Annotated in this window: 21 protein-coding genes; 4 read left to right on the forward strand and 17 right to left on the reverse strand. The window is 61.6% G+C overall.

Annotated features, from left to right (window positions below; translation table 11 throughout):
• Window positions 1-10: 10 nt before the first annotated feature.
• The 6 genes from C3Y91_RS27545 to C3Y91_RS27570 all read right to left on the reverse strand — a co-directional run bounded on the left by C3Y91_RS27545 (window position 11) and on the right by C3Y91_RS27570 (window position 8965).
• Complete coding sequence (locus tag C3Y91_RS27545; protein ID WP_018073732.1) at window positions 11-3337, reverse strand: efflux RND transporter permease subunit; 3327 nt, start codon at window positions 3335-3337, stop codon at window positions 11-13.
• A 12-nt stretch (window positions 3338-3349) separates the two neighbouring features.
• Entirely contained in the window at window positions 3350-4540 is a 1191-nt protein-coding gene (locus C3Y91_RS27550) for an efflux RND transporter periplasmic adaptor subunit (protein WP_130662095.1), read from the reverse strand.
• A gap of 506 nt (window positions 4541-5046) precedes the next feature.
• On the reverse strand, window positions 5047-6018 hold the full coding sequence (locus C3Y91_RS27555) for an ABC transporter substrate-binding protein (protein ID WP_018073734.1): 972 nt from the start codon (window positions 6016-6018) through the stop codon (window positions 5047-5049).
• A gap of 58 nt (window positions 6019-6076) precedes the next feature.
• Window positions 6077-7204, reverse strand: coding sequence for an ABC transporter permease (locus C3Y91_RS27560; RefSeq protein ID WP_168576043.1), 1128 nt, complete (start codon window positions 7202-7204; stop codon window positions 6077-6079).
• Window positions 7201-8130: an ABC transporter permease gene (locus tag C3Y91_RS27565; protein ID WP_094087570.1), complete on the reverse strand. Its 930-nt coding sequence runs from the start codon at window positions 8128-8130 to the stop codon at window positions 7201-7203. Before C3Y91_RS27565 ends, C3Y91_RS27560 begins: the two co-directional genes overlap by 4 nt.
• A gap of 58 nt (window positions 8131-8188) precedes the next feature.
• Window positions 8189-8965 carry an ABC transporter ATP-binding protein gene (locus C3Y91_RS27570; protein ID WP_020397631.1) on the reverse strand — a complete coding sequence of 259 codons (777 nt, stop codon included), beginning with the start codon at window positions 8963-8965 and terminating at the stop codon, window positions 8189-8191.
• A gap of 94 nt (window positions 8966-9059) precedes the next feature.
• Here C3Y91_RS27570 and C3Y91_RS27575 point away from each other — a divergent pair, with 94 nt between their 5' ends.
• Complete coding sequence (locus tag C3Y91_RS27575; RefSeq protein WP_018073737.1) at window positions 9060-9473, forward strand: cupin domain-containing protein; 414 nt, start codon at window positions 9060-9062, stop codon at window positions 9471-9473.
• 58 nt (window positions 9474-9531) lie between these two features.
• On the opposite strand, the gene hydA is transcribed toward C3Y91_RS27575, so the two are convergent.
• The 3 genes from hydA to C3Y91_RS27590 are packed head-to-tail and all read right to left on the reverse strand — an operon-like array spanning window position 9532 to window position 12879.
• Window positions 9532-10986, reverse strand: a complete 1455-nt coding sequence (gene hydA / locus C3Y91_RS27580; protein WP_168576044.1) for a dihydropyrimidinase — start codon at window positions 10984-10986, stop codon at window positions 9532-9534.
• A gap of 34 nt (window positions 10987-11020) precedes the next feature.
• Window positions 11021-11626 (reverse strand): hypothetical protein, encoded by a 606-nt coding sequence (locus tag C3Y91_RS27585; RefSeq protein ID WP_130682190.1) that lies wholly within the window; start codon window positions 11624-11626, stop codon window positions 11021-11023.
• Window positions 11626-12879, reverse strand: coding sequence for a Zn-dependent hydrolase (locus C3Y91_RS27590; RefSeq protein ID WP_024319388.1), 1254 nt, complete (start codon window positions 12877-12879; stop codon window positions 11626-11628). Before C3Y91_RS27590 ends, C3Y91_RS27585 begins: the two co-directional genes overlap by 1 nt.
• 276 nt (window positions 12880-13155) lie before the next feature.
• Here C3Y91_RS27590 and C3Y91_RS27595 point away from each other — a divergent pair, with 276 nt between their 5' ends.
• On the forward strand, window positions 13156-13833 hold the full coding sequence (locus tag C3Y91_RS27595; RefSeq protein ID WP_018073741.1) for a TetR family transcriptional regulator C-terminal domain-containing protein: 678 nt from the start codon (window positions 13156-13158) through the stop codon (window positions 13831-13833).
• A 5-nt stretch (window positions 13834-13838) separates the two neighbouring features.
• Here the strand turns inward: C3Y91_RS27595 and C3Y91_RS27600 are convergent, their stop codons facing one another.
• The 3 genes from C3Y91_RS27600 to C3Y91_RS27610 form a co-directional block, all read right to left on the reverse strand.
• A complete protein-coding gene (locus tag C3Y91_RS27600) occupies window positions 13839-16406 on the reverse strand; it encodes an HWE histidine kinase domain-containing protein (protein WP_168576045.1) in 2568 nt (855 codons plus the stop codon).
• The gene (locus C3Y91_RS27605) at window positions 16403-16939 is read right to left on the reverse strand and encodes a biliverdin-producing heme oxygenase (RefSeq protein ID WP_164567806.1); all 537 of its coding nucleotides are present in this window, start codon (window positions 16937-16939) and stop codon (window positions 16403-16405) included. Before C3Y91_RS27605 ends, C3Y91_RS27600 begins: the two co-directional genes overlap by 4 nt.
• 141 nt (window positions 16940-17080) lie before the next feature.
• The gene (locus C3Y91_RS27610) at window positions 17081-17980 is read right to left on the reverse strand and encodes a LysR family transcriptional regulator (protein ID WP_130656071.1); all 900 of its coding nucleotides are present in this window, start codon (window positions 17978-17980) and stop codon (window positions 17081-17083) included.
• Between the two features lie 101 nt (window positions 17981-18081).
• Here C3Y91_RS27610 and C3Y91_RS27615 point away from each other — a divergent pair, with 101 nt between their 5' ends.
• Window positions 18082-19104 carry a zinc-dependent alcohol dehydrogenase family protein gene (locus C3Y91_RS27615; RefSeq protein ID WP_130656070.1) on the forward strand — a complete coding sequence of 341 codons (1023 nt, stop codon included), beginning with the start codon at window positions 18082-18084 and terminating at the stop codon, window positions 19102-19104.
• A 57-nt stretch (window positions 19105-19161) separates the two neighbouring features.
• Here C3Y91_RS27615 and C3Y91_RS27620 read toward each other — a convergent pair whose 3' ends face one another.
• A complete protein-coding gene (locus C3Y91_RS27620; RefSeq protein ID WP_130656069.1) occupies window positions 19162-19575 on the reverse strand; it encodes a rhodanese-like domain-containing protein in 414 nt (137 codons plus the stop codon).
• Window positions 19576-19643: 68 nt separating this feature from the next.
• Between C3Y91_RS27620 and ftrA the strand changes: the two genes are divergently transcribed.
• A complete protein-coding gene (ftrA, locus tag C3Y91_RS27625; protein ID WP_130656068.1) occupies window positions 19644-20645 on the forward strand; it encodes a transcriptional regulator FtrA in 1002 nt (333 codons plus the stop codon).
• Window positions 20646-20720: 75 nt separating this feature from the next.
• On the opposite strand, the gene preA is transcribed toward ftrA, so the two are convergent.
• The 4 genes from preA to C3Y91_RS27645 form a co-directional block, all read right to left on the reverse strand.
• Window positions 20721-22034 carry an NAD-dependent dihydropyrimidine dehydrogenase subunit PreA gene (gene preA, locus C3Y91_RS27630; protein ID WP_168576046.1) on the reverse strand — a complete coding sequence of 438 codons (1314 nt, stop codon included), beginning with the start codon at window positions 22032-22034 and terminating at the stop codon, window positions 20721-20723.
• A 15-nt stretch (window positions 22035-22049) separates the two neighbouring features.
• Window positions 22050-23411 carry an NAD(P)-dependent oxidoreductase gene (locus C3Y91_RS27635; protein ID WP_168576047.1) on the reverse strand — a complete coding sequence of 454 codons (1362 nt, stop codon included), beginning with the start codon at window positions 23409-23411 and terminating at the stop codon, window positions 22050-22052.
• Between the two features lie 408 nt (window positions 23412-23819).
• The gene (locus C3Y91_RS27640) at window positions 23820-24815 is read right to left on the reverse strand and encodes a sensor histidine kinase (RefSeq protein WP_174827145.1); all 996 of its coding nucleotides are present in this window, start codon (window positions 24813-24815) and stop codon (window positions 23820-23822) included.
• A 193-nt stretch (window positions 24816-25008) separates the two neighbouring features.
• Window positions 25009-25803: a response regulator gene (locus C3Y91_RS27645; protein ID WP_003542253.1), complete on the reverse strand. Its 795-nt coding sequence runs from the start codon at window positions 25801-25803 to the stop codon at window positions 25009-25011.
• Window positions 25804-26086 lie beyond the last annotated feature (283 nt).

Consider the following 26086-nt stretch of genomic DNA (forward strand, 5'->3'; position numbering starts at 1 on the left):
TGGGTTTTGCTTATTCCGCCGCGAAGGGCGGCAGGCGGAGCACGTTGGTGTCGTTGCCCTTGGCGCTCTTGCGTTTGCTTTCCGGCTTTTCGATCGCGGTCAGGCGCTCTTCCAGCGAGTCGATGTCGCTGCTGTTCTCGCGGGTGACGCGGGTAAGATCCTCGCGCGACAGCGGCAGTTCCTCTTCGTCCTTCCTGCCGACCAGGCGGCCGAAAGCCCAGCCGAGCAGGCGGGACAGATCGTCCATGATCAGGAAGAAGGAGGGCACGACGACGAGCGAGAGCACGGTCGAGACGATGATGCCGCCGATCACCGCAATCGCCATCGGCGCGCGGAACGAGCCGCCTTCGCCGACACCGAGCGCGGAGGGCAGCATGCCCGCCGACATGGCGATCGAGGTCATGATGATCGGACGGGCGCGCTTGCGGCCGGCTTCGACCATGGCCTCGACGCGAGGCATGCCCCGGTGGCGCATCTCAATCGCGAAATCGACGAGCAGGATGGCGTTCTTGGTGACGACACCCATCAGCATCAGGATGCCGATCATGACGGGCATCGACAGCGGATTGTTGGTGACGAGCAGGCCGGCTGCGACGCCGCCAATGGCGAGCGGCAACGAGAACAGGATGGTGAAGGGCTGGATCACGTCCTTAAAGAGCAGGATCAGCACCGTCAGCACCAATAGGAGACCCATCAGCATGGCGTTGACGAAGCTCTGCTGCATCTCGGTCTGCACCTTGGTGTCGCCGCTTTCGGCAAGGTGCACGGTGGCCGGGATGTTGGCCCCATTGACGATCTCGCGGAAGCGGGCCGAAGCTGTGTCGAGCGCCACGCCCTGCGGCAGGTCGGACCCGATCGAGACGACGCGGTAGCGGTTGTTGCGCTTGATCGAGCTTACGCCTTCCGAATAGTCGATATTGGCGACGCTTGCGAGCGGCACGGTGCCGCCGCTGGCGGTCTGGATCTTCAGCGCCCGGATGGCTGCGAGATCGCGGCGCATGTCGAGTGAAGTCTGGACACGGATCGGGATCTGGCGATCGTCGAGCGAGATCTTGGCAAGGGCTGCGTCGACATCGCCGATGGTGGCGACGCGGATCGTCTCGGAGATCTGCTGCGGCGTGATGCCGAGGCGGGCCGCCTCATCCTTGCGCGGATGAACCTGCAGTTCCGGACGGGGCAGGGCACCGTCGGCGCTGACATTGGCAAGCAGCGGATCGGCGCGGAGCTTGGCTTCCAGAATGCCGATGGCGTCGTTCAGATCCTTGTCACTCTTGGAGAGGAAGTTGAAGGAGAGGTCGCGTTCGCCGCGGTCATTGAGCTTCAGGATATGGACGTCGGGAATGTCGTGCAGCTTGGCGAAGACTTCCTTTTCGATATTCCACTGCGGACGTTCGCGGCCGTGGACTTCCACCTTCGGCAGCATCGGGCCGATGACCGGGATATGGCCGAGCACGTCGTTGACCATCTTCTTGACCAGCGATTGGTCGAGCTTGTCGAGTGCCAGCGTGACGGTCGCACGGCGCAGTTCGAGATCGCCCTTCGGCGATGCGCCGCCGAGAACGAAGACGCTATCGACGCCGTCAATGTCCTTGACCCTGTCGTAGATCGCATCCGTCGTCTTCTCGGTGTCGTCAAGCCGTGCATTGGGAGGCAGTTCGACGGAGAGAACGATGCGTGAAGCGTCTTCCGGCGGCAGGAAGCTGCCGGGAACCTGCATCAGCAACATAACGGAGCCGACCAGGAAGGCGAACGCGACAATCAGCGTCGCATAACGCGTGTACCAGCGTCCGGTCGTGCCACGTATGAGACGGGTGTAGCCGCGCATCAGCAGGCCGTCATTGTCGTGATGATCTTCCATGCCGTCTTCGGCGCGCATCAGATAGGCGGCCATCATCGGGGTGATGAGGCGCGCGACCATCAGCGAGAAGAAGACGGAGAAGGCGACGGTCAGGCCGAACTGGATGAAATACTGGCCCGGAATGCCCGGCATGAAGGAAACCGGCACGAAGACGGCGATGATGGTGAAGGTGGTGGCGATGACGGCAAGGCCGATTTCATCAGCCGCCTCGATCGCCGCTCGATAAGGCGTCTTGCCCATCTTGATGTGGCGGGCGATGTTTTCGATTTCGACGATCGCATCGTCGACGAGGATGCCGGTCGCGAGCGTCAAGGCGAGGAAGCTGACGAGGTTCAGCGAGAAGCCCATCAGGTCCATGATCCAGAAGGTCGGGATCGCGGACAGGGGAAGGGCGATTGCCGAAATCAGCGTCGCGCGCCAGTTCCTGAGGAACAGGAAGACGACGATAACGGCGAGCAGCGCGCCTTCGAGCAGCGTATGGATGGCGGCTTCGTAGTTGCCATAGGTGAAATAAACCGAATCGTCGATCAGTTCGATCTTCACGTTCGGGTTTTCGGCCCGCACCTTGTCGAGGCTTTGGCCCACGGTTTCGGCGACGCTGACCTCGCTGGCACCCTTGGAACGGAAAACGCCGAAAGTGACGACGGGCGTATCGTTGAAGCGCGAGAAGGACTTCGGCTCCTCATAGGTGTCCTTGATGACACCAAGATCGGACAGCTTGACGAAGCGGCCGTTCGGCAGCGCGATCGTCGTGTCGGCGAGCTCGGCGACGTTGCGGGCGTCGCCCAGAACGCGGATCGCCTGTTCGCTGCCGGCCACCTGGCCGCGGCCGGAGCCGAGATCGATGTTGGTGCCGCGCAGCTGCTCGTTCACGCTTGCGGCGGTGATGCCATAGGCGTTGAGCTTGTCGGGGGTGAGTTCGATGCGCACTTCGCGCTCGGCGCCGCCGTAGCGGTCGACGCGGCCGATGCCGGCCTGGCCCTGCAGCGAACGCTTGATCGTGTCGTCAACGAACCAGGAGAGTTCTTCCAGCGACAGGGCAGGCGAGGAAACGGCGAAGGTCTGGATCGCCTGGCCTTCGACATCGACCTTGGAGACGATCGGTGCTTCGGCGTTTGCCGGCAGATCGCTGCGGATGCGGTCGATCGCGTCCTTGGTGTCCTGCACGGCCTGTTCGGTCGGCACTTCCATGCGGAACATGACGTTGGTCTGCGAGCTGCCGTCGGTCACCGTCGACTGGATCTCGTCGATGCCGGTGATCGAGGCGACGGCGTCTTCGATCTCCTTCGTCACCTGCATTTCGAGTTCAGCAGGCGAAGCGCCGCTTTGAGTCACGCTGATCGAAACCAGCGGTACGTCGATGTTGGGAAAGCGGGTGATCGGCAGCGAGTTGAAGGACTGCATGCCGATGAACACCAGCAGGCAGAAGGCCAGCAGCGGTGCGATGGGGTTTCGAATGGACCAGGCTGAAAAATTCATCGGATGGTCTCTTTAGTTGGAAGCCGGGGGCTGTTCACGCACCGGAGTGATGTGGTCACCGTCACGGACATAGGCGCCCGCCTTGGCCACGACCTCATCGCCGGTCTTCAATCCATTGACGATCTCGACATAGGCACCGTCCTGGATGCCGGTCTCGACCTTGGCGTATTTCACCACCCCATCCTCGACCCTGCGAGCGGAGGAGCCTTCATTGCTGGTCAGCACGGCGGTCAGCGGAAGCGATACGCCCTCAGTCTCGCGCACGATGATCTCGGCGCTGCCATACATGCCCGAGCGCGCCTTGCTGTCGTCGTCGATGGAGATATGGACGAGCCCGAGGCGGGTGACCGGATCGACGGTCGGCGAGACCAGGCGCACGGAGCCGGACAGCTTCTCGCGGCTGCCGGAGAGCGAAATCGTCGCCTTCTGACCGGCCATGACCCTGACGATGTCGCTTTCGGCGACTTCGGCAACGAGTTCGATATCGCCGTTACGAATGATGGTGAAGAGCGGATCGCCGTTGCCGGCGGCGATGGCGCCGACCTTGGCGTTCTTGGCCGAGATCGTGCCGGAGACCGGTGTCTTCACATCGGTGCGCGCCAGTTTCAGATCGGCATCGGCGATCTGGCTGTCGAAGACCTTGAGATCGGCTACGGAAACTTCGATCGCCTGTTCGGCGGAGGATACGCGGGCATTGGCGGCGGCGGCAGTCGCATCGGCCTGTTCGACCTGGGCGGTGGAGACCGTGCCCTTCTTACCCATTTCCTGGGCGCGGGCCTGCTGCTGTCTTGCCTGTTCGGCATTGGCCTGCGCCTCGATGAGCTGGGCGCGCAGCTGGGCAAGGCTTGCCTCACCCTTGGCTCTCGTCGCCAGCATCTGGCTCTGATCCAGGATCAGCGCGTCGTCGTTCAGCGTGGCCAGCGTGCTTTCCGCCTCAACCTTGTCGCCGACATCGGCCTTCAGCGTGCGGATGGAGAGGCCTTCGACCTGCGGCTGGATATAGACTTCCTCGACGGGTTTGACCGTTCCCGTGCCGATGACGCGGTCGACGAGGGTCCGGTTCGTCGCCTGGGTGACGACGATCGCCGGCAGGTTCTGCTGCGGCTTTGCGACCGGCGTCTCCTGCGAAAATGCGGTGGATGCAGCAAGTGCCGCTGCAAAAAGAGTAGAGGCGCCTAGAATTCCAATCGGCTTGCGTGCCATGCGTCTTCGTCCAATCTTGTGATAAGGTTGGCCGAACTCGAGCGTCTGCCACTCAGCGCGCGATCAGGCCACTGCCCTTCCTGCATTCTCAGAGGTATCCGCCGATCCTTTGCCGTCTTCATCCCTCGCCGGCAAATTCGGCTTGTAGGTGGTATCGATTTGCTCGATCTACAAGTCCGGCAGAAAACAATTCCCCATTAGGCGATAATAATTACCATTCCGACGTCAATCAATCACCGCAAGGTTATGTCAACATTACGAAGATTGATCGCGCCTCATCCCTAAGACGTTTGACGCCCGATAAATGCGACAGTTGCAAGGCATTTTTTTCGGTTGTTGGATGCAGATGATTTAGGCCGACCGACCGGAAATCTGAATCATCATCTAAATCAAATAGATAGAGAATGTCGTCCGAATGCCGCGGACACTTTTCGGCATCATGCTCCAGAAAAAGACAAAACGCGCGGGAAATCTCCCGCGCGTTTTGCTTCGCAATCCTGCCGAAATTATTTGGAAGCGGCGTCGGTGATGTCGTGCGTCCAGGCGCCCGACGGCTCCTTGCTGATGATCTTCTGGTCGAGCAGTGCCTTTGCCGTGCGAGCATAGAGGGCCTCGTCCAGCTTGCCGGAGCTGTCGCCGACCAGCTTGGCGACTTCACCCATCATGCGCTTCTGATGGTTGTCGTCCTGGCCGCCATTGTCCATGACGATCTCGGCGGCTTCGTCCGGATTCTCGGTGGCATATTTCCAGCCCTTCATCGAAGCGCGGACGAACTTGACCATCTTCTCCTTGAAGGCCGGGTCTTTCAGCTTGTCTTCCATCGCATAGAGGCCGTCTTCGAGAAGGTCGTTGCCCATTTCAGTGTAGTTGAAGACCGTCAGTTCTTCCGGCTTGAAGCCGGCATCGATCGCCTGCCAGTATTCGTTATAGGTCATGACGGAGATGCAGTCGGCCTGCTTCTGGACAAGCGGCTGCACGTCGAAGCTCTGCTTCAGCACCGTGACGCCGTTCGGACCGCCTTCTGTGGACAGGCCGAGCTTGTTCATCCAGGCGAAGAAGGGATACTCGTTGCCGAAGAACCAGACGCCGAGCGTGTGGCCCTTGAAGTCGGCTTCGGTCTTGACCGGGCCGTCCTTGCGGCAGACCATTTCCAGGCCCGCCTTCTGGTAGGGCTGGGCGATGTTGACGAGCGGAACGCCCTTTTCGCGGGCAACCAGGGCGCCGCCCATCCAGTCGACGATGACATCGGCGCCGCCGCCGGCGATCACCTGCTCGGGGGCGATATCGGGGCCACCCGGCTTGATGTCGACGTCGAGGCCTTCTTCCTTATAGAAGCCCTTTTCCTTGGCGACGTAGTAACCGCCGAACTGGCTCTGCGTGACCCATTTCAGCTGCAGCACCACCTTGTCGGCGGCCATGGCATGGGCCGATGCGAGCGACATCGCGCTCGCCATCATTGCAACCATCAACTTTCTCATTTTCTTATCCTTACCCTCTGAAGTTATGCCCGGACCCGTTTCTGGAGCCCGCGCGCGCCTAGCCACCACGGATAGACGGATGCCAGAACGTCACCGCCCGTTCGGTCAGGGCGATGATGCCATAGAAGATCGAGCCGGCCAGCGCCGCGACGGCGATTTCCGCCCAGACCATGTCGACATTCATGCGGCCGATCTCGGTGGAGATACGGAAGCCCATGCCGACGATCGGCGTCCCGAAGAATTCCGCAACGATGGCACCAATCAGCGCCAGCGTCGAGTTGATCTTCAGTGCATTGAAAATGAAGGGCATTGCCGCCGGAAGCCTGAGTTTCAGCAGCGTCTGCCAATAGCCGGAGGCATAGGTGCGCATCAGGTCGCGCTCCATGCTGCCGGAGGCGGCAAGGCCGGCGACGGTATTCACCAGCATCGGGAAGAAGGTCATGATGATGACGACGGCGGCCTTCGACGGCCAGTCGAAGCCGAACCACATGACCATGACAGGGGCGACGCCGATGATCGGCAACGCTGAAACCATGTTGCCGATCGGCAGAAGGCCGCGGCGCAGGAAGGCGATGCGGTCGGCCAGCACCGCGACGACGAAGCCACTGAGACAGCCGACGATATAACCGATCAGCACCGCCTTGAAGATCGTCTGCCTGACGTCCGCGCCGAGGATCGGCAGCGATGCCATGAACCGCGCGCCGATGGCGCTCGGTGGCGGCAGCAGGATGAAGGGAACGCCGGCGCCACGTGTGACCGCCTCCCAGAGAATGAGGATCCAGGCGCCGAAGATCGCCGGGATCAGGAGCTGGAGTGCTGACTTGCCGGAAGTGGTGACGGGCTGCAGTTTCGACAGCTCGGTGACACATCGCCAGGCAAGCAGCCAGCAGGCGAAGAGCAGCAGGAAGAAAGCCCGCGTCGCCGCGCCCTCGTTGCCGGAAAGAGCCGAAAGCAGCATCCAGGCAGCCCCATGCGCGCCGATAAACAGCACGGTGGCACGATAGGCCGGCGGCTGCGGCGCTAGAGACAGCAGGGCAGCCGCGGCGACGATGATGAAAATGAGGCTTGCCGTGCCGTCAGTGAGGGGTCGCGTCGCGCCGTCGGCCAGGAGCGGCAGGGCCGTCAGTGCTCCGACGCAGAGGAAGAGGGCAACCACGGCTTGCCAGGAGAAGGTCAGATGTCTCATGCCGGCCTCCCGCCCATGGCGCGGTCAACGATTTTCGCCGCAACACCGACGATCGCGACCAGGATGCCGGCAAGCAGCGATCCGGCGACGAGGGCCGCCCAGATATCGATGGTCTGGCTGTAATAGGAACCGGCGAGCAGCTTCGAGCCGATGCCGGCGACAGCCCCCGTCGGCAACTCACCGACGATGGCGCCGACGAGGCTGGCGGCAATCGCAACCTTCATCGAGGTGAAGAGGAAAGGGATCGAGGCTGGAACGCGCAGCTTCCAGAAAGTCTGCATCGGGCTGGCATAATAGGTGCGCATCAGGTCGAGATGCATGATCTCAGGCGAACGCAGCCCCTTCACCATGCCGACGGCGACCGGAAAGAAGGAGAGGTAGGTGGAGATCAGCGCCTTCGACACGAGCCGGGAAGCGTCGGAATCGAGATTGAGGAGATGTGCAATGGCATTGTCGCCGGTCAGCACGTTATAGGAGATGATCACGATCATCGGCGCGATGGCGAGGATCGGTATGGTCTGGCTCGCCACCAGCCAGGGCATCAGCGAGCGGTCCATGGCGCGGTTATGGACGATCAGCACGGCGAGAAGGATGCCGAGCAGCATGCCGAAGCCGAAGCCGAGCAGAGTGGAGGAGAGCGTTACCCAACTGTGATAGACGAGGCTGCGGTTGCTCGAAAGGCTGCGCAGGAAGGTGTTCTCGTAGACGTTCTGCGCCACCTGATGCGGCGCCGGCAGGATCGGCTTCGGCTGCGCCAGCGTCTTGCCGATGAATTCGAGGGTCGTAGGTGTAACGCCGGCGCGGCCGTCCATGTCGCGCTGGAACGGCGCGTTCATCAGGATGGCGGCGACATACCAGATGACGACGAGGGCCAGCAGGATGGTGGTGACGGGGACGATCTTGTCCTTGAAGGTGTCGGGTTTCATAGGATTCGCTCCCATGTGGTGTTTGGCCTGCTGAGCCTGGAAATCAAACCCCTATTCCTCATGCGTGTCCCGTCCTCAACCCTTCGCGGACGCGATGGGCGATCTCCAGGAACTCGGGGGTTTCGCGGATGTCGAGCGGTCGTTCGGCCGGCAGAGTCGAGTCGATCACATCGGTCACGCGGCCCGGGCGCGGAGACATCACCACGATCTTGGTCGAGAGGTAGACTGCCTCGGGGATGGAATGGGTGACGAAGCAGATCGTCTTGTTGGTGCGGGTCCAGAGTTTCAGCAGCTCTTCGTTCAGATGGTCGCGGACGATCTCGTCCAGGGCGCCGAAGGGCTCGTCCATCAACAGCAGATCGGCGTCGAAGGCGAGTGCGCGGGCGATCGAGGCGCGCTGCTGCATGCCGCCGGAAAGCTGCCAGGGGAATTTCTTCTCGAAGCCCGAAAGACTGACGAGATCGAGCGCTTCGGCGATGCGCCGCGTCCGGTCGGCGCCGGAATAGCCCATGATCTCCAAGGGCAGGGCGATGTTGTTTTCGATGGTCCGCCAGGGATAGAGCGCCGGCGCCTGGAAGACATAGCCGTAGGCGCGGGCCTTGCGCGCCTCCTCCGGCGTCATACCGTTGATCGAGATCTCGCCCGAGGTGCTCTTTTCGAGATCGGCGATGACACGCAGGAAGGTGGTCTTGCCGCAGCCCGACGGGCCGATGAAAGAGACGAAATCGCCCTTGCGGACATCGAGATTGACATTGCTCAGTGCACTCACCGGGCCATCATTGGCCTGGTAGGTGAGACAGAGATCCTTGGCGGATACGACGGAGGGTGCTTGCATCAATGCGACCAGTCTTGTTTTCGCCGCGGGAACGCGGTTTGCGTGCTATTATTACCGCCGGTTTTATCGACGACACACTCCATGGAGGATGAGGATGGACGTGACATCAAAGCCCACCTGCCACATCGTTCGCCCCAATCATGCCTATGACGGCAAGCAGGGGCTGAGCTATTTCGCAGGCATCGCCGCCGAAACGGTCGGCGCCAAGGGCATCTGCATGCATCTGTTGACGATCCCGCCCGGCGTGCGCGCCAAGGCGCATCTGCACGAGGCGCACGAGACGGCGATCTACATGCTCTCCGGCGAGGCCCATACCTGGTACGGAGATCGGCTCGAGCATCACGTTATCGTCCATGCCGGCGAACTTTTCTATATCCCGGCCGGCGTGCCGCACCTGCCGGCGAACCTCAGCAGCACGCCGTGCACGGCGATCATCGCGCGCACCGATCCGAACGAGCAGGAAAGCGTCGTGCTTCTGCCGGAGTTGGACGCTTTGGTGCCGGCGTGAGGTCATTGGCATAGAGGCAGCGGTCCCCGGTTGATGGCCGTATCGTCATGCGCCATCGTCATACGCCGCTTGCCGGAATACCGCTCCGCGTCACCTTGCGCGGCGCGGTGATATCCTTCCACTGGGAAAGCGCCTTGCTGACAGCCGTGACCGGCTCGCGCCTGACGAATTCGCCGTGGCCCTCGCGGGTCTTGATCGCGCCTTCCTCGATCGCGACGACGCCGCGCGTCAGCGTATAGCGCGGCAGGCCGGTCACTTCCTTGCCTTCGAAGACGTTGTAGTCGATCGCCGACTGCTGGGCCTTGGACGAAATGGTCTTGGAACGTTGCGGGTCCCAGACGACGATATCGGCATCGGCGCCGACAAGGATCGCGCCCTTCTTCGGATAGATGTTGAGGATCTTGGCAATGTTCGTTGAAGTGACGGCAACGAATTCGTTCATCGTCAGCCGGCCGGTGTTGACGCCATGCGTCCAGAGCATTGGCATGCGGTCTTCGAGGCCGCCGGTGCCGTTCGGGATCTTGGTGAAGTCGCCGACGCCAAAACGCTTCTGCGCCGTGGTGAAGGCGCAATGGTCGGTCGCGACCACCTGCAGCGAGCCGGAGGCGAGGCCGGCCCACAGCGAGTCCTGATGCTGCTTGTTGCGGAAGGGTGGCGACATGACGCGGCGGGCGGCATGATCCCAGTCGGGATTGGAATATTCGCTTTCGTCGAGCGTCAGGTGCTGGATCAGCGGTTCGCCGTAGACGCGCATGCCTTTCTGGCGGGCGCGACGGATCGCTTCGTGCGCCTGTTCGCAGGAGGTATGGACGATATAGACCGGGCAGCCGGCCATGTCGGCGATCATGATGGCGCGATTGGTGGCCTCGCCCTCGACTTCGGCGGGACGGGAATAGGCATGCGCCTCGGGGCCGTTGTTGCCGTCGGCGAGCAGCTTTGCCGACATCGAGGCGACGACGTCGCCGTTTTCGGCGTGCACCAGCGGCAAGGCGCCGAGTTCGGCGCAGCGCTGGAAGGAGGCGAACATCTCATCGTCGTCGACCATCAGCGCGCCCTTATAGGCCATGAAGTGCTTGAAGGTGTTGATGCCCTTGTCGCGGACGATGGTCTCCATCTCCTTGAAGACCTGCTCGCTCCACCAGGTGACCGCCATGTGGAAGGAATAGTCGCAATTGGCGCGAGTCGATTTGTTGTCCCACATGGTCAGCGCCTCGAGCAGCGACTGGCCGGGGGCGGGCAGGGCGAAATCGACTACCATGGTCGTGCCGCCGGAAAGGGCGGCGCGGGTGCCGCTCTCGAAATCATCGGAGGAATAGGTGCCCATGAAGGGCATTTCGAGATGGGTATGTGGATCGATGCCGCCGGGCATGATATAACAGCCGGAGGCGTCGAGTGTTTCGTCGCCGGAGAGATTCTGCCCGATCTCGATGATCTTGCCGCCGTCGATTTTCACGTCAGCCTTATAGGTCAGGTCGGCGGTGACGATGGTGCCGTTCTTGATGACTGTGGTCATGGCTGCTGTTCCTTTTCCCTGCGATCTTATTGTCTTACGGCTCCACTGCCATCGTGGGCGTGCCGTTTCTAAAGAGCGCCGCACCCTTGGCGATAAGGCTGTAGACGGCCTCCTCACTCAACTCATCCGGCTTGTCGTGCTTTTCCTCGTAATACCAGTCGGGCTGTTCAACGACGTCGATGCCACCGACAGACAAAGACCAAAAACCATCGCTTTCGCGAAAGTAAAAATCCTTGCCATCGATCAGCCCGGTTGATTGTACGGGTTGGCTGCCCTTGGGACGTTCGATCAGTATGCCGGGCATGGAAGGACCGAGTTCGATCCGAACGATATCAATGGAGCCAGGCCGCCCAGTGACATAATAGGTTTGGTGGGGCGCGTCCCGGTCATCTGGATCGGCCAGCTGAATGCTAGAAGGTTTATAGCGCCAAAAGCTCGATATTTGCGGAAGCTTGATCCGCTCGCCTGCCGTGTTGATGCCAATGTAGAAGATCTGCACGCCAGGTATATCGTCCCACGGACCTTCGTTCACCGGCGTCGCATTGGCATTAGCCCATGCAAGGTCGTCGGCAGTTCGCTGAGTTTCGAACTTAAAGATATCAGCATAATCGAGATAAGTCGTTGGCAGGTCTGGCGCCATCACACCACGATCTCCGCCGTCTCGACCACCGCATGAAACAGCACATCGGCGCCCGCGGTCGCCCATTCCTTGGAGATTTCTTCCGCCTCGTTATGCGAGAGCCCGCCGACGCAGGGGCACATGACCATCGTTGCCGGTGCGACCTTGGCGGCCCAGCAGGCGTCGTGGCCGGCGCCGGAGATGATGTTCATGTGGCTGTAGCCGAGCCGCTCGGCGGCGTCGCGCACCGATGTGACCAGTTTGGGATCGAAGGTGATCGGCTCGAAGTGGCCGATCGCCTCGATGGAACAGCCGACGCCGAGTGCATCGGTGATCTCAGGCGCTTTCGCCTCGATCTTTGCCCGCATGCGGTCGAGCTTCTCCTTGTCGGGCGAGCGGATGTCGACGGTGAAGACGACCTTGCCCGGCAGGACGTTGCGGGAGTTTGGCGAGAAAAACACCTGGCCGACGCCGCCGACGGCGCCCGGCTGTTCGCTCATCGCCACGTCCTGGACCATTTCCAGGATGCGGGCCATGGCGAGGCCGGCATTGACGCGCAGGTTCATCGGCGTCGAGCCGGTATGGGCTTCCTTGCCGGTCAACGTGAATTCCAGCCACCAGAGGCCCTGGCAATGGGTGACGACGCCGATCTGCTTTTCCTCGGCTTCGAGAATCGGCCCCTGCTCGATGTGATATTCGAAATAGGCGTGCATCTTGCGGGCGCCGACTTCTTCGTCGCCGACCCAGCCGATACGCTTCAATTCGTCGCCGAACAGATTGCCCTCGGGGTCCCTGCGATTATAGGCAAAGTCCAGGCTGTGCACGCCGGCGAAGACGCCTGACGCCAGCATGGCAGGGGCAAAACGCGCGCCTTCCTCATTCGTCCAATTGGTCACGACGATCGGATGTTTGGTCTTGATGCCGAGATCGTTCATCGTGCGCACGACTTCGAGGGCCGCAAGTACGCCGAGCACGCCGTCATATTTGCCGCCGGTCGGCTGGGTGTCGAGGTGCGAGCCGACATAGACGGGCAAGGCATCGGGATCGGAGCCGGGGCGGGTGGCAAACATCGTGCCCATGCGGTCAACACCCAAGGTCAAACCGGCATCGTCACACCATGTCTTGAAGAGGCTGCGGCCCTGCGCATCGGCATCCGTCAGCGTCTGGCGATTGTTGCCGCCTGCTATGCCGGGGCCGATCTTCGCCATGTCCATGAGACTGTCCCAGAGACGGTCGCCATTGACGCGCATGTTCTCGCCTGGTGCTGCCACCATTCTTTATGCCCTCACCTGTTTGCGGCAGTCATGCAAAGAGGCATGCCCGCCTGTTCCCGTGGTCCTTTCCTGCGCCCCCTTATTGGTTTTGTCGAGCGCCGGAAAATCGCCAGTTGCCTTTGTTTTACATCTGACGGATAATTTGACCGATTGGTAAACATTACAACTTCCACCGCCGGGCTCAAGACGAAAATCACGAAAATCGCCGATAAAAATGCGGGCAGTTGCTCAAGGAAGCGGCGAGGGTCGTCCCCAACCCAAACTTGAGCGAAGAAGTTGAATTTCAAGGGGAAACGACAGCCTGTGACCATACCGAGAGCAGCGAAAACCCTGAGGCGGACGCGAATCCAGGAAGAGAAGGAAGAGCAGATTCTGGAAGCGGCGCTCGATGTGTTTTCGGCAAGCGGCTTTCGCGGCTCAACAATCGACCAGATTGCCGAAGTGGCCGGCATGTCGAAACCCAACCTGCTCTATTATTTCCGCACCAAGGAAGCCATGCACCGGGCGCTCATCGACCGGGTGCTCTATACCTGGCTGGAGCCGCTCCGCGCCTTCGACGCCGAAGGCAATCCGGAGACGGAAATCCGCAGTTACATCCGCCGCAAGCTGGAGATGGCCCGTGATTTCCCCCGCGAGAGCCGGCTTTTCGCCAACGAGGTGCTGCAGGGCGCGCCGCATATCGAGGACGAGCTGAAGGGCCCGCTGAAGGAACTGGTCGACGAGAAGGCGGAGGTCATCCGCGCCTGGGCGAAATCAGGCAAGATCGTCAAATGCGATCCCTATCACCTGATCTTCTCCATCTGGTCGACGACGCAGCATTACGCGGATTTCGACGTCCAGGTGCGCGCGGTGCTGGGGCAGGAACATTCGGGCGAAGGGCGTTTCGAGGATGCGGCGCGGTTTCTGGAACAGCTCTTCATCGGCGGGCTGCGACCGGATCCTCTCGGAGGGTGAGGGTTTTACCCGCTCCTGCGAAGCTGCACCCGGGCAAGAATATCCGTCACGCCTTCCATCGTATAAGGCTTCTGCAGCACGGGTGCGTCCGAGTGGCTGTTTGCCTGGGCGATGCCCTCCCCATAGCCCGTGGCAAAAACGAAGGGCACGCCATCAGCTGCCAGCCTGTCGGCAATCCCGAAACTCGTCTCATCGCCAAGATTGACATCGAGAAGCGCCAGGTCGAAGGACTGGCCGGCCAGAATTTCCATCGCCTCAGTGACACTTGGTGCCGTTGCGACATCGGCGCCCAGGCGGCGCAGGATGTCCTCCCCATCCATGGCGATGATCAGATTGTTTTCCACCAGCAGCACGTTCAGGCCGGAGAGCGGTTGATCGTCGGGAATCGTCTTGCGTCCGGTCGCTCCGACCGAAGCCGGATTCGACCGTTCGCTCGTCGGGCCGACGACATGTCGTGCCGGAATGCAGAAATCCGCTTCGAGCCCGTCCTTGACGTAGCGGACCTCCGCCCTGCCGCCGAGGTCATAGGGGATCGAGCGGCGGATGATCGTCGAACCGAAGCCATGGCGTGTGGGTTCGACAACGGGCGGACCATCCTTTTCGCGCCAGCCAATGCGCAGATTGCCCTCGTCGTCGCGGTGCCAGCCGAGTTGGACCGTGCCGCTGCCGGTGCCGGAAAGGCTGCCATATTTGGCGCTGTTGGTCATCAGTTCATGGAAGACAAGGGCGGCGGTGGAAAAGGCCTGCGGTTCCAGCAGCACATCCTCGCCGCCCATCTGGATGCGTTGCGCATTTTTCCCGAGATAGGCGGCGGTCTCTGCCAGCAGCAACTGCCGGAGCGAAGCGGGCGCCCAGTGATCGCGGGTGATCTGGTCATGGGCGCGGGCGAGCGACTGGATGCGGCCCTCGAGCTGGCGGATGTAGTCGCCAAGGCCGACCGACGTTGCCTGCGACTGCCGGATGATACCGGTGATGAGGCTCAATATATTGCGGACGCGGTGGTTCAGCTCGGCAATCAGCAGTTCCTGGCGCTCGTTTGCCGTCTGGCGCGCCATACTGACCTCGTCGGTGAGGCGCAACACCACCTCGATCAATGTGACGCGGATCGTTTCGGCGACACGGCGCTCGGCCTCCGTGAAGGCGAGGGAGCGGCCACGCACCAGTTCCGACCAGGCTTCGAAACTCTTGCGCGGCGTCAGCCTCGGGCCATTCGGCCCGTATTCCACCGGCTTGTGCGGGTCGCCGCCCCAGCGGACGGTGCGCACCAATTCCTGACGGAAAAGCACGACATAATCGCGCGGCGAACGCGAGATCGGGATGGCGAGCATGCCTGCCACCGCATCGTCGACCTCAAGATCCGGATAGGCTTCCGTGAGCCTGTCCACGGCATAAATGCGGCCGGTGGCGCTGCGGTTGAGGTGGCGGACGAGGGCTGCGAAGCCTCTCTCGTCCAGGCCGATTCCGGCAAGGGCCAGGCGACCGTTGATCCAGACGCCGATCCCGTCGGCAGGAATGGCATCGGCGAGCGCTTCGATCAGCCAGGCAGGATCGTCGAGCAGGCTCGCATTGTCTGCGACGGAGGTGAGAAGCCGGTCGGCAATGCGGCGCGCCTTGGTCTCGTAGTCGAGAGCCAGCCGCCGTTCGCGGCTTTCAAGGCGCGAAGCAAACATCTGACCGAAGAGTTCGGCGGTGGAGCGGCTTTGGGCCGAAGGCAGACGCGGGCCGTAGTGATGGCAGGCAAACAGGCCCCAGAGCTTACCGTCCACGACGATCGATATGGAAAGCGAAGCGCCAACGCCCATGTTTTTCAGATATTCGATATGGATCGGCGAGACCGAACGCAATACCGACATGGAGAGGTCGAGCGGCTGACCGTGCTCGTCGCGCTGCGGCAGGATCGGGACCGCGACGGCGTCGACATCGGCAATGATGCGGAACAGGTTGCGCAGATAAAGCGCGCGCGCCTGTACCGGAATGTCGGAAGCCGGATAGTGCAGCCCGAGGAATGATCCGATGCCGGCCCGGGCGGCTTCCGCCACCACTTCGCCGGAACCGCTTTCGTCGAAACGATAGACCATGACTCGATCGAAACCGGTGAGCGCCCGCGCCTGTCTTGCACCCTCACGGAAGAAAGCTTCCAGTGTTTCGGTGTGGTCGAGGCGGGACATCATGCTGCGCATGGAGAGCGACGCGGCGTCGTGCCTGTCTTCCTGGCAGCGCTCGCCTTCGATGATGACCTGACCTCCGTTCAGGTGCACGGCAAGGTCGAACCTGTTTTGATCGGACGTCAGAGCAATGCCGAAAATGCGCTCGACGACGTCCGAACCGCGCAACGTGGTAAGCTTGTTGCGGATTGTGTGGAGTGCTTCGGGTGTAATCAGAGAGAGAACAGGACGGCCGATCGCGTTGGCCTCTGTCACTCCGATAAACTCCGCCAGATTTGCGGAGGCGCGCATGACAATCCAGTCTGAGGATACCGCCAATAGAAAGCCGAAGGGCTGGACCGAGCCGAGCTGGTGGATCGGCTCACGGTCGCAATTGGTGAGATCGACCGGTTCGTGCGTGCCGTTCATGGGACGGCTTCCAATTCGGCTTGCCCGGCTTTGAGGAAGAGCTTGAAGACATCGCGGGCTGCGGCGACAGCCGCATTGGGATCCTCCACTTTGCTCGCGTCAAGACGATCCTTAAAAAGCCGCATGGCGCCCTTCGGGCCTTGGGGGCTCAGGTAGCTGTTGGGCAAGTAGTCGGGCACGACCTTGGCGAGCAGCGCGCCGCCGAGCTTGGAGCCTTCAAGAACATAGGCGGCACCCCAGACCGCTGCTTCGCTGCGCAATGCCGGTTGCGGAAGCAATACCGGCAATCGATCATCGAGTTCCCTTATGTCGGCAGCCAATAGATGCGCGCGCCTTCGCTCCGGCCAGTCCGGCAGCAGACGGCCGATTCCTCCATTCTCAAGCGCATGTTCGATAGCCGGTACGACCCGCGCATGCGCGCGCAAGAAAGCCTTATAATCGTGGGTGCGTGAGAGGTTGAAACTGCCGAAGAGGGTGTCCACCGCGGCGTGGCAATCTGCAGTTTGTACGCGGAGGGCGCTGCGAAGTGACATGCTGACGTTTTTCCGAGTGATATGGCGACCGCCCACAACGGACGGTGACTTGGCGGATATACTGCGGTATCGCGTTATTTCCAGAGAAACGCCTAGGAATAACATGGGTTTCTCGTCGCTCGCAGATGCGCGGCGAGCGCGTCAGCCCATCATTGCCGGCAGTCCGGCGGCGAGCGTATCGATCGCGAGCCGCACCTTCGGCAGCATGACCGGGGAGCGCAGCCAAACGGCATGGGCATCGAAGACATTGGCCGGTTCGTGCTTCAATACCTGAATGAGCCGGCCTGCCAGCACCTCCTCACGGACCAGCCAGCAGGGCAGCCAGGCAAGACCGCGTCCGGCGACGGCCGCATCGGAAATCGAAGCGAGGTCGTCGAGCCGCAGTCGCGCCTTTGGCACCAGCCGCCGCCCGGGATCGGCCGCAGTCGGAAATATCCAACCCTTGTCGTCATCGCCCCGCCTGTAGACGATGCCTTCATGCCGCGGAATATCGAACACCGTTTGCGGCGCGCCATGTTTTTCCAGATAGGCGGGCGATGCGCAGACGGTCATGCGCTGGCGGGCGATCGCCCGGGCCATCAGATCCGGATTGTCCTTCAACGGCCCGTTGCGAATGACAAGATCGAAGCCGTCTTCGAGCAGGTCGACGATACGGTCGTTGAAGGAAAGGTCGAGTTCGAGGTTCGGATGTTCATCGAGCAGGCGTGCGAGGGTCGGCGCGATGCAGTGGCGGCCGAAAAGCACGGGCATCGAGATGCGCAGCCGGCCGCGCACGTCACGCCGGCCGGATTCCAGCATGGCTTCCCCGAGGCGGATTTCCTCGACCGCCCGCAGGCAGCGCTCGTAGAAGAAGCGGCCTTCCTCGGTAAGGCTCTGCATGCGTGTCGTGCGGTTGAAGAGGCGCACGCCGAGACGCTGCTCCAGACGTGCGATCGTCTTGCCGACCGCCGAACGCGTGAGATGGAGCCGCTCGGCGGCAGCCGAAAAGCCACCTGCCTCGACGGCTTCGACAAAGATCGAGATACCCTTCAGCCGTTCCATTTGTTTCCTCTTTGGAACCATTCTGGAGAATTAATATCGCAACTGGTGCGAAATATTCAACGATATCCTTGTCCTCCCTGCAATGAACAAGGAGCAAGACAATGCAGACGACACGGCAATGGCAGATCGACGCGGTTGGACCGGAGCGCCAGCTGACGATCGGCGAGCGGAGGCTCGAACCGGTTTCGGGAAACAGGGTTCTGGTCCGGACGGAAGCCGTCTCGCTCAATTTCCGCGACCGACTGGTGCTGGAGAGCGGCATGGGGTTGCCGCTACAATTTCCCTTCGTGCCTGCTTCCGATATGGCGGGGTTCGTCGAGGCAGTCGGACCCGAGGTCAGCCGTTTCAAGCCGGGCGATCGTGTCATCTCGACCTTTTCGCCCGACTGGATCGACGGACGCGGCTTGGGCGATGCGCGCACGCCACCTTACAAGACGCGCGGGGGCTTTTATCCCGGCGTCCTCTCGCAATACACCGTGCTTTCCGAAGAATGGTATTCGCGTGCACCTGACACGCTCGACGCGGCGCAGGCGAGCACCTTACCCTGCGCCGGGCTGACTGCCTGGTTCGCCCTGATCGAACGCGGCGGTCTGAAGGCCGGCGACAAGGTGCTGGTGCAAGGCACGGGCGGTGTGGCGCTCTTCGGTCTGCAGATCGCCAAGGCGCATGGTGCGGAGGTGTTCATCACATCAGGCAGCGCCGAGAAGCTCGAGCGCGCCGTTGCCCTCGGCGCCGATCACGCGATCAACCGCCATGAGGGCGACTGGGTTGAGCAACTCTATCAGTTGACCGGCGGCTATGGCGCCGATCACGTGCTCGAGATCGTCGGCGGCCCGCATCTCGGCCAGGCGCTGAAGGCGGTGGCGATCAATGGCCGCATTTCCGTCATCGGCGTGTTCGAGGGGTTCGAGGTTTCCGGCCCGGCCGGCCCGTTGCTGCTCAAGGCGCCTGTAGTGCAGGGCATTTCCGTGGGCCATCGCCGTGCGCTGGAAGATCTGGTGCGGGCAATCGACCAGACCGGGCTGAAGCCTGTAATCGACAAGCGTTATGCCTTCGACGAATTCCCTGAGGCGCTCGATCATCTCTATCGCGGGCCCTTCGGCAAGGTGGTCGTCGAGTTCTGACGGTCGCGATTTTCCCTTCTCCCCGCTGCAGTAATTGTAGGGGGAGAAGGGAGGCCATCAGGCGGCGGCAGCGGGGATGCCCTGTTCGAAGGCGAAGCCTTCATCGGCCCAGCCGGTCATGCCGCCGATCATCAGCTTGGCCTGGAGGCCGAAGTTGGCAAGGCGGAAGGCGGCCTTGTCGGCGCCGTTGCAGTGCGGGCCAGCGCAATAGACGACGAAGAGTGTATCGCTTGCCCATGTCGACATGCGATGCGCCGTCATCTTGCCGTGCGGCAGGTTGATCGCTCCGGGAATGTGGGACTCTGCGAAGAGCTGCGGCGAGCGCACGTCGAGGAGAACGAAATCGACTTTCCCGGCCGCAAAGGCGGCATGCACGTCCGAGCAATCGGTTTCGAAAGCGAGCTTGGCGGCAAAGTGAGCGACAGCGGCATCCGGAGCTGCAGCAGCTATTTGGGAAACGGGGCTTGGCATCGGTTTTTCCTCTTTCTGAAGTTGCCGCCTGGTATCGCCGATGCTAGAGCTTTGCGATATTGGCCATCATGACCGACAGCGTAAAGATCATGCCAAACTCATTGCCACAGCAGACCAAAGGACCGCTGGTCGCCGCACTTGCCTATGACGGGCTCTGCACCTTCGAATTCGGCATCGCCTATGAGGTCTTCGGCCTGCCGCGCCCGGAAATGGGCGAAGGCTGGTATCGCTTCTCGGTCTGCGGCATCGAACCGGGTCCGCTTCGCGCTGCGGGAGGGCTGACGGTCGCAGTCGACAAGGGACTGGAAGTGCTTGACGAAGCGGACCTGATCGTCGTGCCGGGTTGGCGGTCGATCGATGCCGCCGTTCCCGAGCAGCTGGTTTCAGCGCTCAAGGCAGCGCATGAACGCGGCGCACGGATCATGTCGCTTTGCTCAGGTGTTGCCGTTCTTGCCGGGTCGGGTCTGCTAACGAACCGCAGGGCGACGACGCATTGGCGTTATGTCGCCTCGATCGCCGCGCGTTATCCCGACATTAAGCTGGATGCCGACGTTCTCTACATGGACGAGGGCAGCCTGCTGACGGCGGCGGGCAGTGCTGCCGGCATCGATCTCTGCCTGCATGTGGTGCGCGGCGATTTCGGTTCGGAAGCCGCAAACAGCGTTGCCCGCCGCCTCGTCGTGCCGCCGCACCGCGAAGGTGGACAGGCGCAGTTCATTCACGCGCCGGTTCCCGAGGAACGCGAGGGCATCCGCTTGGGGCCGCTGATCGAATGGATGCGCGAAAGCCTTTCCGAGGACCAGCCAATCAGCCTGCTTGCGAAAAGAGCCGGCATGAGCATGCGCACCTTCCAGCGGCGCTTCGAAGCGACGACGGGCCTCAGCGTCGGCGAATGGCTGCTGAAGGAGCGGCTGCGGCATGCCCGCGATCTGCTGGAGAAGGAACTTGCTGTTTCGCTCGATGACATCGCCGCCGCCAGCGGCTTTGGAACACTGGCGACGATGCGGCATCATTTCCGCAGGCGGCTCGGGACGAGCCCGCATGCCTATCGGAAGTCATTCGGCGGTTAGACTGGCCTGACGCTTCGAATGTTGGCGGCAGGATACAACGCCGCGGATCGATCTACTCCGCGGCGTTGCAGATTCTTACTCCGCCGCCTGGCGCGCCATCGGGTTGTTCGGGTGCGTGGTCCAGTTGGCGTAGTTCGGGTCGACCACGCGGCCGGTGCGTTTGTCGAGGGCGCCGGCGGGAAGCTGCTCCATGGTGATGCAGTTCTCGACCGGGCAGACGCTGACGCAGAGATTGCAGCCGACGCATTCCTCATCCATCACCTCGAAATGGCGAGCGCCATCGACGAAGTTGGTGATCGCCTGGTGCGAGGTGTCCTCGCAGGCGATGTAGCAGCGGCCGCATTTGATGCAGGCGTCCTGATCGATCTTCGCCTTGGCGATGTAGTTGAGGTTCAGATACTGCCAGTCGGTAACGTTGGGGACGGCGCGGCCGGTGATGTCGTCGAGGCTGCGGTGGCCTTTTTCGTCCATCCAGTCGGAGAGGCCCGTGATCATCTCCTGGACGATCTTGAAGCCGTAGGTCATCGCCGCGGTGCAGACCTGGACGTTGCCGGCGCCGAGCACGAGGAATTCGGCAGCGTCCCGCCAGGTGGTGATGCCGCCGATGCCCGAGATCGGCAGGCCGTAGGTTTCGGGATCGCGGGCGATCTCGGCCACCATGTTGAGCGCGATCGGCTTTACCGCCGGGCCGCAATAACCGCCATGGCTCCCCTTGCCGCCGACCGTCGGGTTGGGGGCGAAGTTGTCGAGATCGACGGAGACGATCGAATTGATCGTGTTGATCAGCGAGACGGCATCGGTGCCGCCGGCCTTGGCGGCGCGGGCGGGGCGGCGGATATCGCTAATGTTGGGCGTCAGCTTGGTGATGACAGGCATGCGGGTGTACTGTTTGCACCAGCGCACGACCATTTCGATATATTCGGGCACCTGACCGACGGCGGAACCCATGCCGCGCTCCGACATGCCGTGCGGACAGCCGAAGTTGAGCTCGATGCCGTCGGCGCCGGTCTCTTCGACCAAGGGCAAGATCGCCTTCCAGGCCTCTTCCTCGCAGGGTACCATGATCGAGGCGATCAGTGCCCGATCCGGCCAGTTCATCTTCACCTGCTTCATTTCCCGCAGGTTGGTGTGGAGGTCGCGGTCGGTGATGAGCTCGATATTGTTCAAACCGAGCAGGCGGCGATCGGCGCCCCAGATCGCGCCATAGCGCGGGCCGTTGACATTGACGACGGGCGGGCCTTCCTCGCCCAGCGTCTTCCAGACCACGCCGCCCCAGCCCGCCTTGAAGGCGCGCTCGACGTTGTAGGCCTTGTCGGTCGGCGGCGCCGACGCCAGCCAGAACGGGTTCGGGGACTTGATGCCGACGAAGTTATTGCGGAGATCAGCCATTGTTCATTCTCCCCTTCAAGCAACCGCGACAGCCGGAGCGGCTGCGGCATTAAGGGCACGAGTGATGGATTCGGCCGCATCGCGGCCATGGGCGACGGCGGAGACGGTGAGGTCATTGCCGCCGAAGACGCAGTCGCCGCCGGCCCAGACGCCGTCGAGCGAGGTGCGGCCTTCCGCATCGATGGCGATACGGCCGCTCTCCATGCGCAGCTGACCCAGGCTCGAGGCTTCGAAGGTCTGGCCGATTGCCTTGAAGATCTGGTCGGCGGCAATCACGCCGGTCTCGCCGGTGCCGACGAGGCGGCCATCGACGATTTTGGTGTATTCCACCTCGATCGCGGCGACCTTGCCGTCCTGCGACAGGATCGATTTCGGCGCCAGCCAATGGCGGATGATGACGCCCTTGGAGCTTGCCAGATCCTGCTCGTATTCGGAGGCGTTCATGTGCTCCTTGCCGCGACGGTAACAGATCGTCACCTCCTCGGCGCCGAGCAGCTTCGCCTGCACCGCGGCGTCGATCGCCGTCATGCCGCCGCCGAGAACGACGACGCGGCGGCCGATGGCGATTTCGCCCTTGTCTTCGGCCTGGCGGAGTGCCGCGATGAAATCGACGGCGTCATCGACGCCTGCAAGGTTCTCGCCTTCGACACGCAACGCGTTGACGCCGGCAAGGCCGATGCCGAGGAAGACGGCGTCATACTGCGCCTGCAGATCGGCAAGCGAGAGATCCTGGCCGAGACGCTCGCCGTTGCGGACTTCAATGCCGCCGATCGACATGATGTAGTCGACTTCCTTCTGGGCGAAATCGTCGACCGTCTTGTAGGTGGCGATGCCGTATTCGTTGAGGCCGCCGGATTTTTCCCTGGCGTCATAGATGACGACCGAATGGCCCTTGACGGCCAGGCGATGGGCGGCGGCAAGGCCGGCAGGACCGGCGCCGATGACGGCGATCGTCTTGCCAGTCGGTTCGGCCCTGGCATAGAATTGCTTGTCGGCCTGCATGGCGGCATCGGTGGCGTAGCGCTGCAGGCGGCCGATCTCGACGGGCCGCTCTTCAGCCGTGTTGCGCACGCAGGCCTGCTCGCAGAGTTCTTCGGTGGGACAGACGCGCGCGCACATGCCGCCGAGAATGTTCTGGTCGAAGATCGTCTTTGCCGAACCGATCGGATTGCCGGTCGAGATCTGGCGGATGAACAGCGGAATGTCGATCGAGGTGGGACAGGCCGTCATGCACGGCGCGTCATAGCAGAAATAACAGCGGTCGGCGGCGACCAGCGCCTCATGATTGTCGAGGCGCGGATGAAGATCGGAAAAATTAACATCATACTCGGCGGGCGAAAGCCGGCCGGCATGGATCCCGGTTTCCAGTCGTTCCATTGAAGTTCCCTCATTATTGGTAAACGGCCTGTGAGGGAAAGCGTAACTCAGGTTTAAAAATTTATCAAACGGTAAAATTTTGACGATTTTCCCTTGCTGCCTCGCAAGTAATCAGCTGTTTTTAAAGGGAAAATTTGTTCGGCCTACATCGGTGAAACGGCTGAGCACGCGATGAGGGAAGGGCATCCGAAAAAAGATTCAAAAAAGTCGAATTTTTTTCGGATGGAAGGGAACCAAAGTTTGATGTCGTCGTTATTGCGATATCCGGATGGTGATCGCATCGACCCAACATGCGCGCCCCCAACCCACTATCCGGACGTACTCACGGTCCCCTCCCGGTGAGTGAAGACAGCCGGTGCGCCGCCCTCGCACCGGCTGTTTTTCCGTTCTCGGCTGTCTCCAGGGCTTTCACACCCGCTTGAAGATCTCGAATTCGGTTTCCGGAATGGTCAGACGGTATTCGATGCGGCCGGGAATGAGGTTCAACTCCGCTCTGCCATTGACCGACGAAGGCACGACACGCTCCAGCACGGTGCGGCCGAAGCTGTTGTCGCTGAATTCGTGGACTTCCGACTGATCATGCAGAACTTCCGCCCAGGCGACTTCGATCGCCTTCCTGTCGTTGATCGTGGCTTCGCGGCAATTCAGCGTGATGGAGGCAGCGCCGCCTGATATCGCGCCGAAGGAGGCGGAGTTGACGATGAGTTCGTGGAGGGCGAGCCCGAGATGCACGGCGGCATTCGGTGTCAGATGAGCGTTGATGCCATAGATCGGCATGGAGCCGGCCGTCTCCGGCCAATAGGGGGCGAACTGCTTTTCGGCGAGTTCGAAGAGGTAGGCGCCGCGCCAGCTCGAATCCGTGATCAGGTCCTGCGAATTGGAAAGCGATTGCAGCCGTCCGCGGAACTTGAGGAGGAAGCTGTCGAGAGAGAGCGTGTTACGTGCCGTCTGCGTGGCAATGCCCTGGATGATGGCGAGAAGGTTCTTCGAGCGGTGTGAGAGTTCGCGCAGCAGCGATTTCAGAACTTTTTCGCGATGCCGGCTTTCGGTGACTTCAGTCATGACGGACAGAAGTCCATGTGCGCCGCGTTCGCCGGTGCGCTGGATCTTCAGTTCATAAGTGCGCCTTTCGCCGTCGACATCGATCTCGACCTCGGCATTGTTGGGGATGCCGGTTTCCAGCACCTTGTGTTTCAGCGCTGTCAGATATCGCCCATGGGCGTCGCCGAAAAGGGCGGCGTCGCTGCCGCCGGGCATAAAGAGCGCTGCGAAATGCGGCGGCAGATTTTCGGCGTAGAAGATCGACAGTCGGGCGTCCTGGCAGAGGATCGAAATCCCGGCGCTGCCGAGCGCGCGTTCCATCATTGCGGCTTTGCCTTCGAAGGTGAAAGGCATGCCGGACAATGGTTCAGTCGTATTCACGCGGCCGCCTTTCCTTGTGACATCTTGAACGTCGCTGAAGGGAGCGCCCTTACAGACACCGCCTGCCAACTCTAGAACAAAGCGCTGCAAAAAACCGTTAAAGCCACCGGAGCGTCCCGGTAGCACCGGAACGCCTGCTTTGGCGATTTGGTTCCGAAGGCCGGAAAATTGCGTCTCAGGCGGCTACTCTGGTCGATTCATTGAAGAAAAGAGCCTGGCTGATCAGCGCCTTGACCATGTCGGGATTGAAGGGCTTGGTGACAAGGAAAGTCGGTTCCGGGCGCTCGCCGGTCAGAAGCCGTTCCGGGAAAGCGGTGATGAAGATCACCGGCACGCTCGACGTCTTGAGGATGTCGTTGACTGCGTCGATACCAGAGCTGCCGTCGGCAAGCTGGATGTCGGCCAGCACCATGCTCGGCTTGGTCTTATTGTAGAGCGCCACGGCCTCGGCATGCGTACGGGCAATGCCGGTGACGCGATGGCCGAGGCTCTCGACCATTTGCTCGATATCCATGGCGATCAGCGGTTCGTCCTCGATGATCATGATATCGGTTGCGACCTGACGGGAAATCTCCTGCGACGCCACGTCGAGCAGATGCATGACATCCTGTTCTTCGGTTTCCAGGATTTCGGCGATTTCAGCGACGCGGAAATTCTCTACGGAGGCGAGCAGGAAGGCCTGACGGGCGCGCGGCGAAACCTTGGAAAGGTTCAGCGTGGCGCGTTGCTCCCAGGCATAGGGCGAGGTCGGCTCTGGAATCTGGACTGCGGTGGAACCAAACAGTTGCGTGAACAGTTTGTAGAGTGCGACCCGGTCATTCGCCGTATCCGGGAAAATCGACAGATCGGCGATGATGGCTTCGAGAACGGCGGCGACGTAAGCGTCGCCCGAAGTCTGAGTGCCGGTAAGGGCGCGGGAATAGCGGCGCAGATAAGGAAGGTGCGGCGCAATCCGAGTAGAAAGTGTCATTCATGGCTCCTGCATACAGGCCGGCATTGGCTTCAATGAGCGGTTAACGTCGCCTTGATAAAAAAGTTCCGGAACGGGAGGAACTTTTTTCGTCGCGCCGCATTATTCCAGCCGACGAAGAAAGGGCGTAGCGTTTTGACCCATGCAGCGGCAAATACCAGCGACATCGACAATCGAACGTTCGATGTCGATGGTTGAAATCGTGATTGATCCCATCCACGCGCCCTAGAACAGGATGATTTTAGGCCGGGTCGGCCTAAAATCTGAATCCTGTTCTAAATTA

This window comes from Rhizobium ruizarguesonis (assembly GCF_012349115.1).
Taxonomy (GTDB): domain Bacteria; phylum Pseudomonadota; class Alphaproteobacteria; order Rhizobiales; family Rhizobiaceae; genus Rhizobium; species Rhizobium ruizarguesonis.

Coding starts and splice junctions, on each gene's coding strand:
- C3Y91_RS27545 (WP_018073732.1), bottom strand. CDS start 3,337: ATGAATTTTTCAGCCTGGTCCATTCGAAACCCCATCGCACCGCTGCTG.
- C3Y91_RS27550 (WP_130662095.1), bottom strand. CDS start 4,540: ATGGCACGCAAGCCGATTGGAATTCTAGGCGCCTCTACTCTTTTTGCA.
- C3Y91_RS27555 (WP_018073734.1), bottom strand. CDS start 6,018: ATGAGAAAGTTGATGGTTGCAATGATGGCGAGCGCGATGTCGCTCGCA.
- C3Y91_RS27560 (WP_168576043.1), bottom strand. CDS start 7,204: ATGAGACATCTGACCTTCTCCTGGCAAGCCGTGGTTGCCCTCTTCCTC.
- C3Y91_RS27565 (WP_094087570.1), bottom strand. CDS start 8,130: ATGAAACCCGACACCTTCAAGGACAAGATCGTCCCCGTCACCACCATC.
- C3Y91_RS27570 (WP_020397631.1), bottom strand. CDS start 8,965: ATGCAAGCACCCTCCGTCGTATCCGCCAAGGATCTCTGTCTCACCTAC.
- C3Y91_RS27575 (WP_018073737.1), top strand. CDS start 9,060: ATGGACGTGACATCAAAGCCCACCTGCCACATCGTTCGCCCCAATCAT.
- hydA (WP_168576044.1), bottom strand. CDS start 10,986: ATGACCACAGTCATCAAGAACGGCACCATCGTCACCGCCGACCTGACC.
- C3Y91_RS27585 (WP_130682190.1), bottom strand. CDS start 11,626: ATGGCGCCAGACCTGCCAACGACTTATCTCGATTATGCTGATATCTTT.
- C3Y91_RS27590 (WP_024319388.1), bottom strand. CDS start 12,879: ATGGTGGCAGCACCAGGCGAGAACATGCGCGTCAATGGCGACCGTCTC.
- C3Y91_RS27600 (WP_168576045.1), bottom strand. CDS start 16,406: ATGAACGGCACGCACGAACCGGTCGATCTCACCAATTGCGACCGTGAG.
- C3Y91_RS27605 (WP_164567806.1), bottom strand. CDS start 16,939: ATGTCACTTCGCAGCGCCCTCCGCGTACAAACTGCAGATTGCCACGCC.
- C3Y91_RS27610 (WP_130656071.1), bottom strand. CDS start 17,980: ATGGAACGGCTGAAGGGTATCTCGATCTTTGTCGAAGCCGTCGAGGCA.
- C3Y91_RS27615 (WP_130656070.1), top strand. CDS start 18,082: ATGCAGACGACACGGCAATGGCAGATCGACGCGGTTGGACCGGAGCGC.
- C3Y91_RS27620 (WP_130656069.1), bottom strand. CDS start 19,575: ATGCCAAGCCCCGTTTCCCAAATAGCTGCTGCAGCTCCGGATGCCGCT.
- ftrA (WP_130656068.1), top strand. CDS start 19,644: ATGACCGACAGCGTAAAGATCATGCCAAACTCATTGCCACAGCAGACC.
- preA (WP_168576046.1), bottom strand. CDS start 22,034: ATGGCTGATCTCCGCAATAACTTCGTCGGCATCAAGTCCCCGAACCCG.
- C3Y91_RS27635 (WP_168576047.1), bottom strand. CDS start 23,411: ATGGAACGACTGGAAACCGGGATCCATGCCGGCCGGCTTTCGCCCGCC.
- C3Y91_RS27645 (WP_003542253.1), bottom strand. CDS start 25,803: ATGACACTTTCTACTCGGATTGCGCCGCACCTTCCTTATCTGCGCCGC.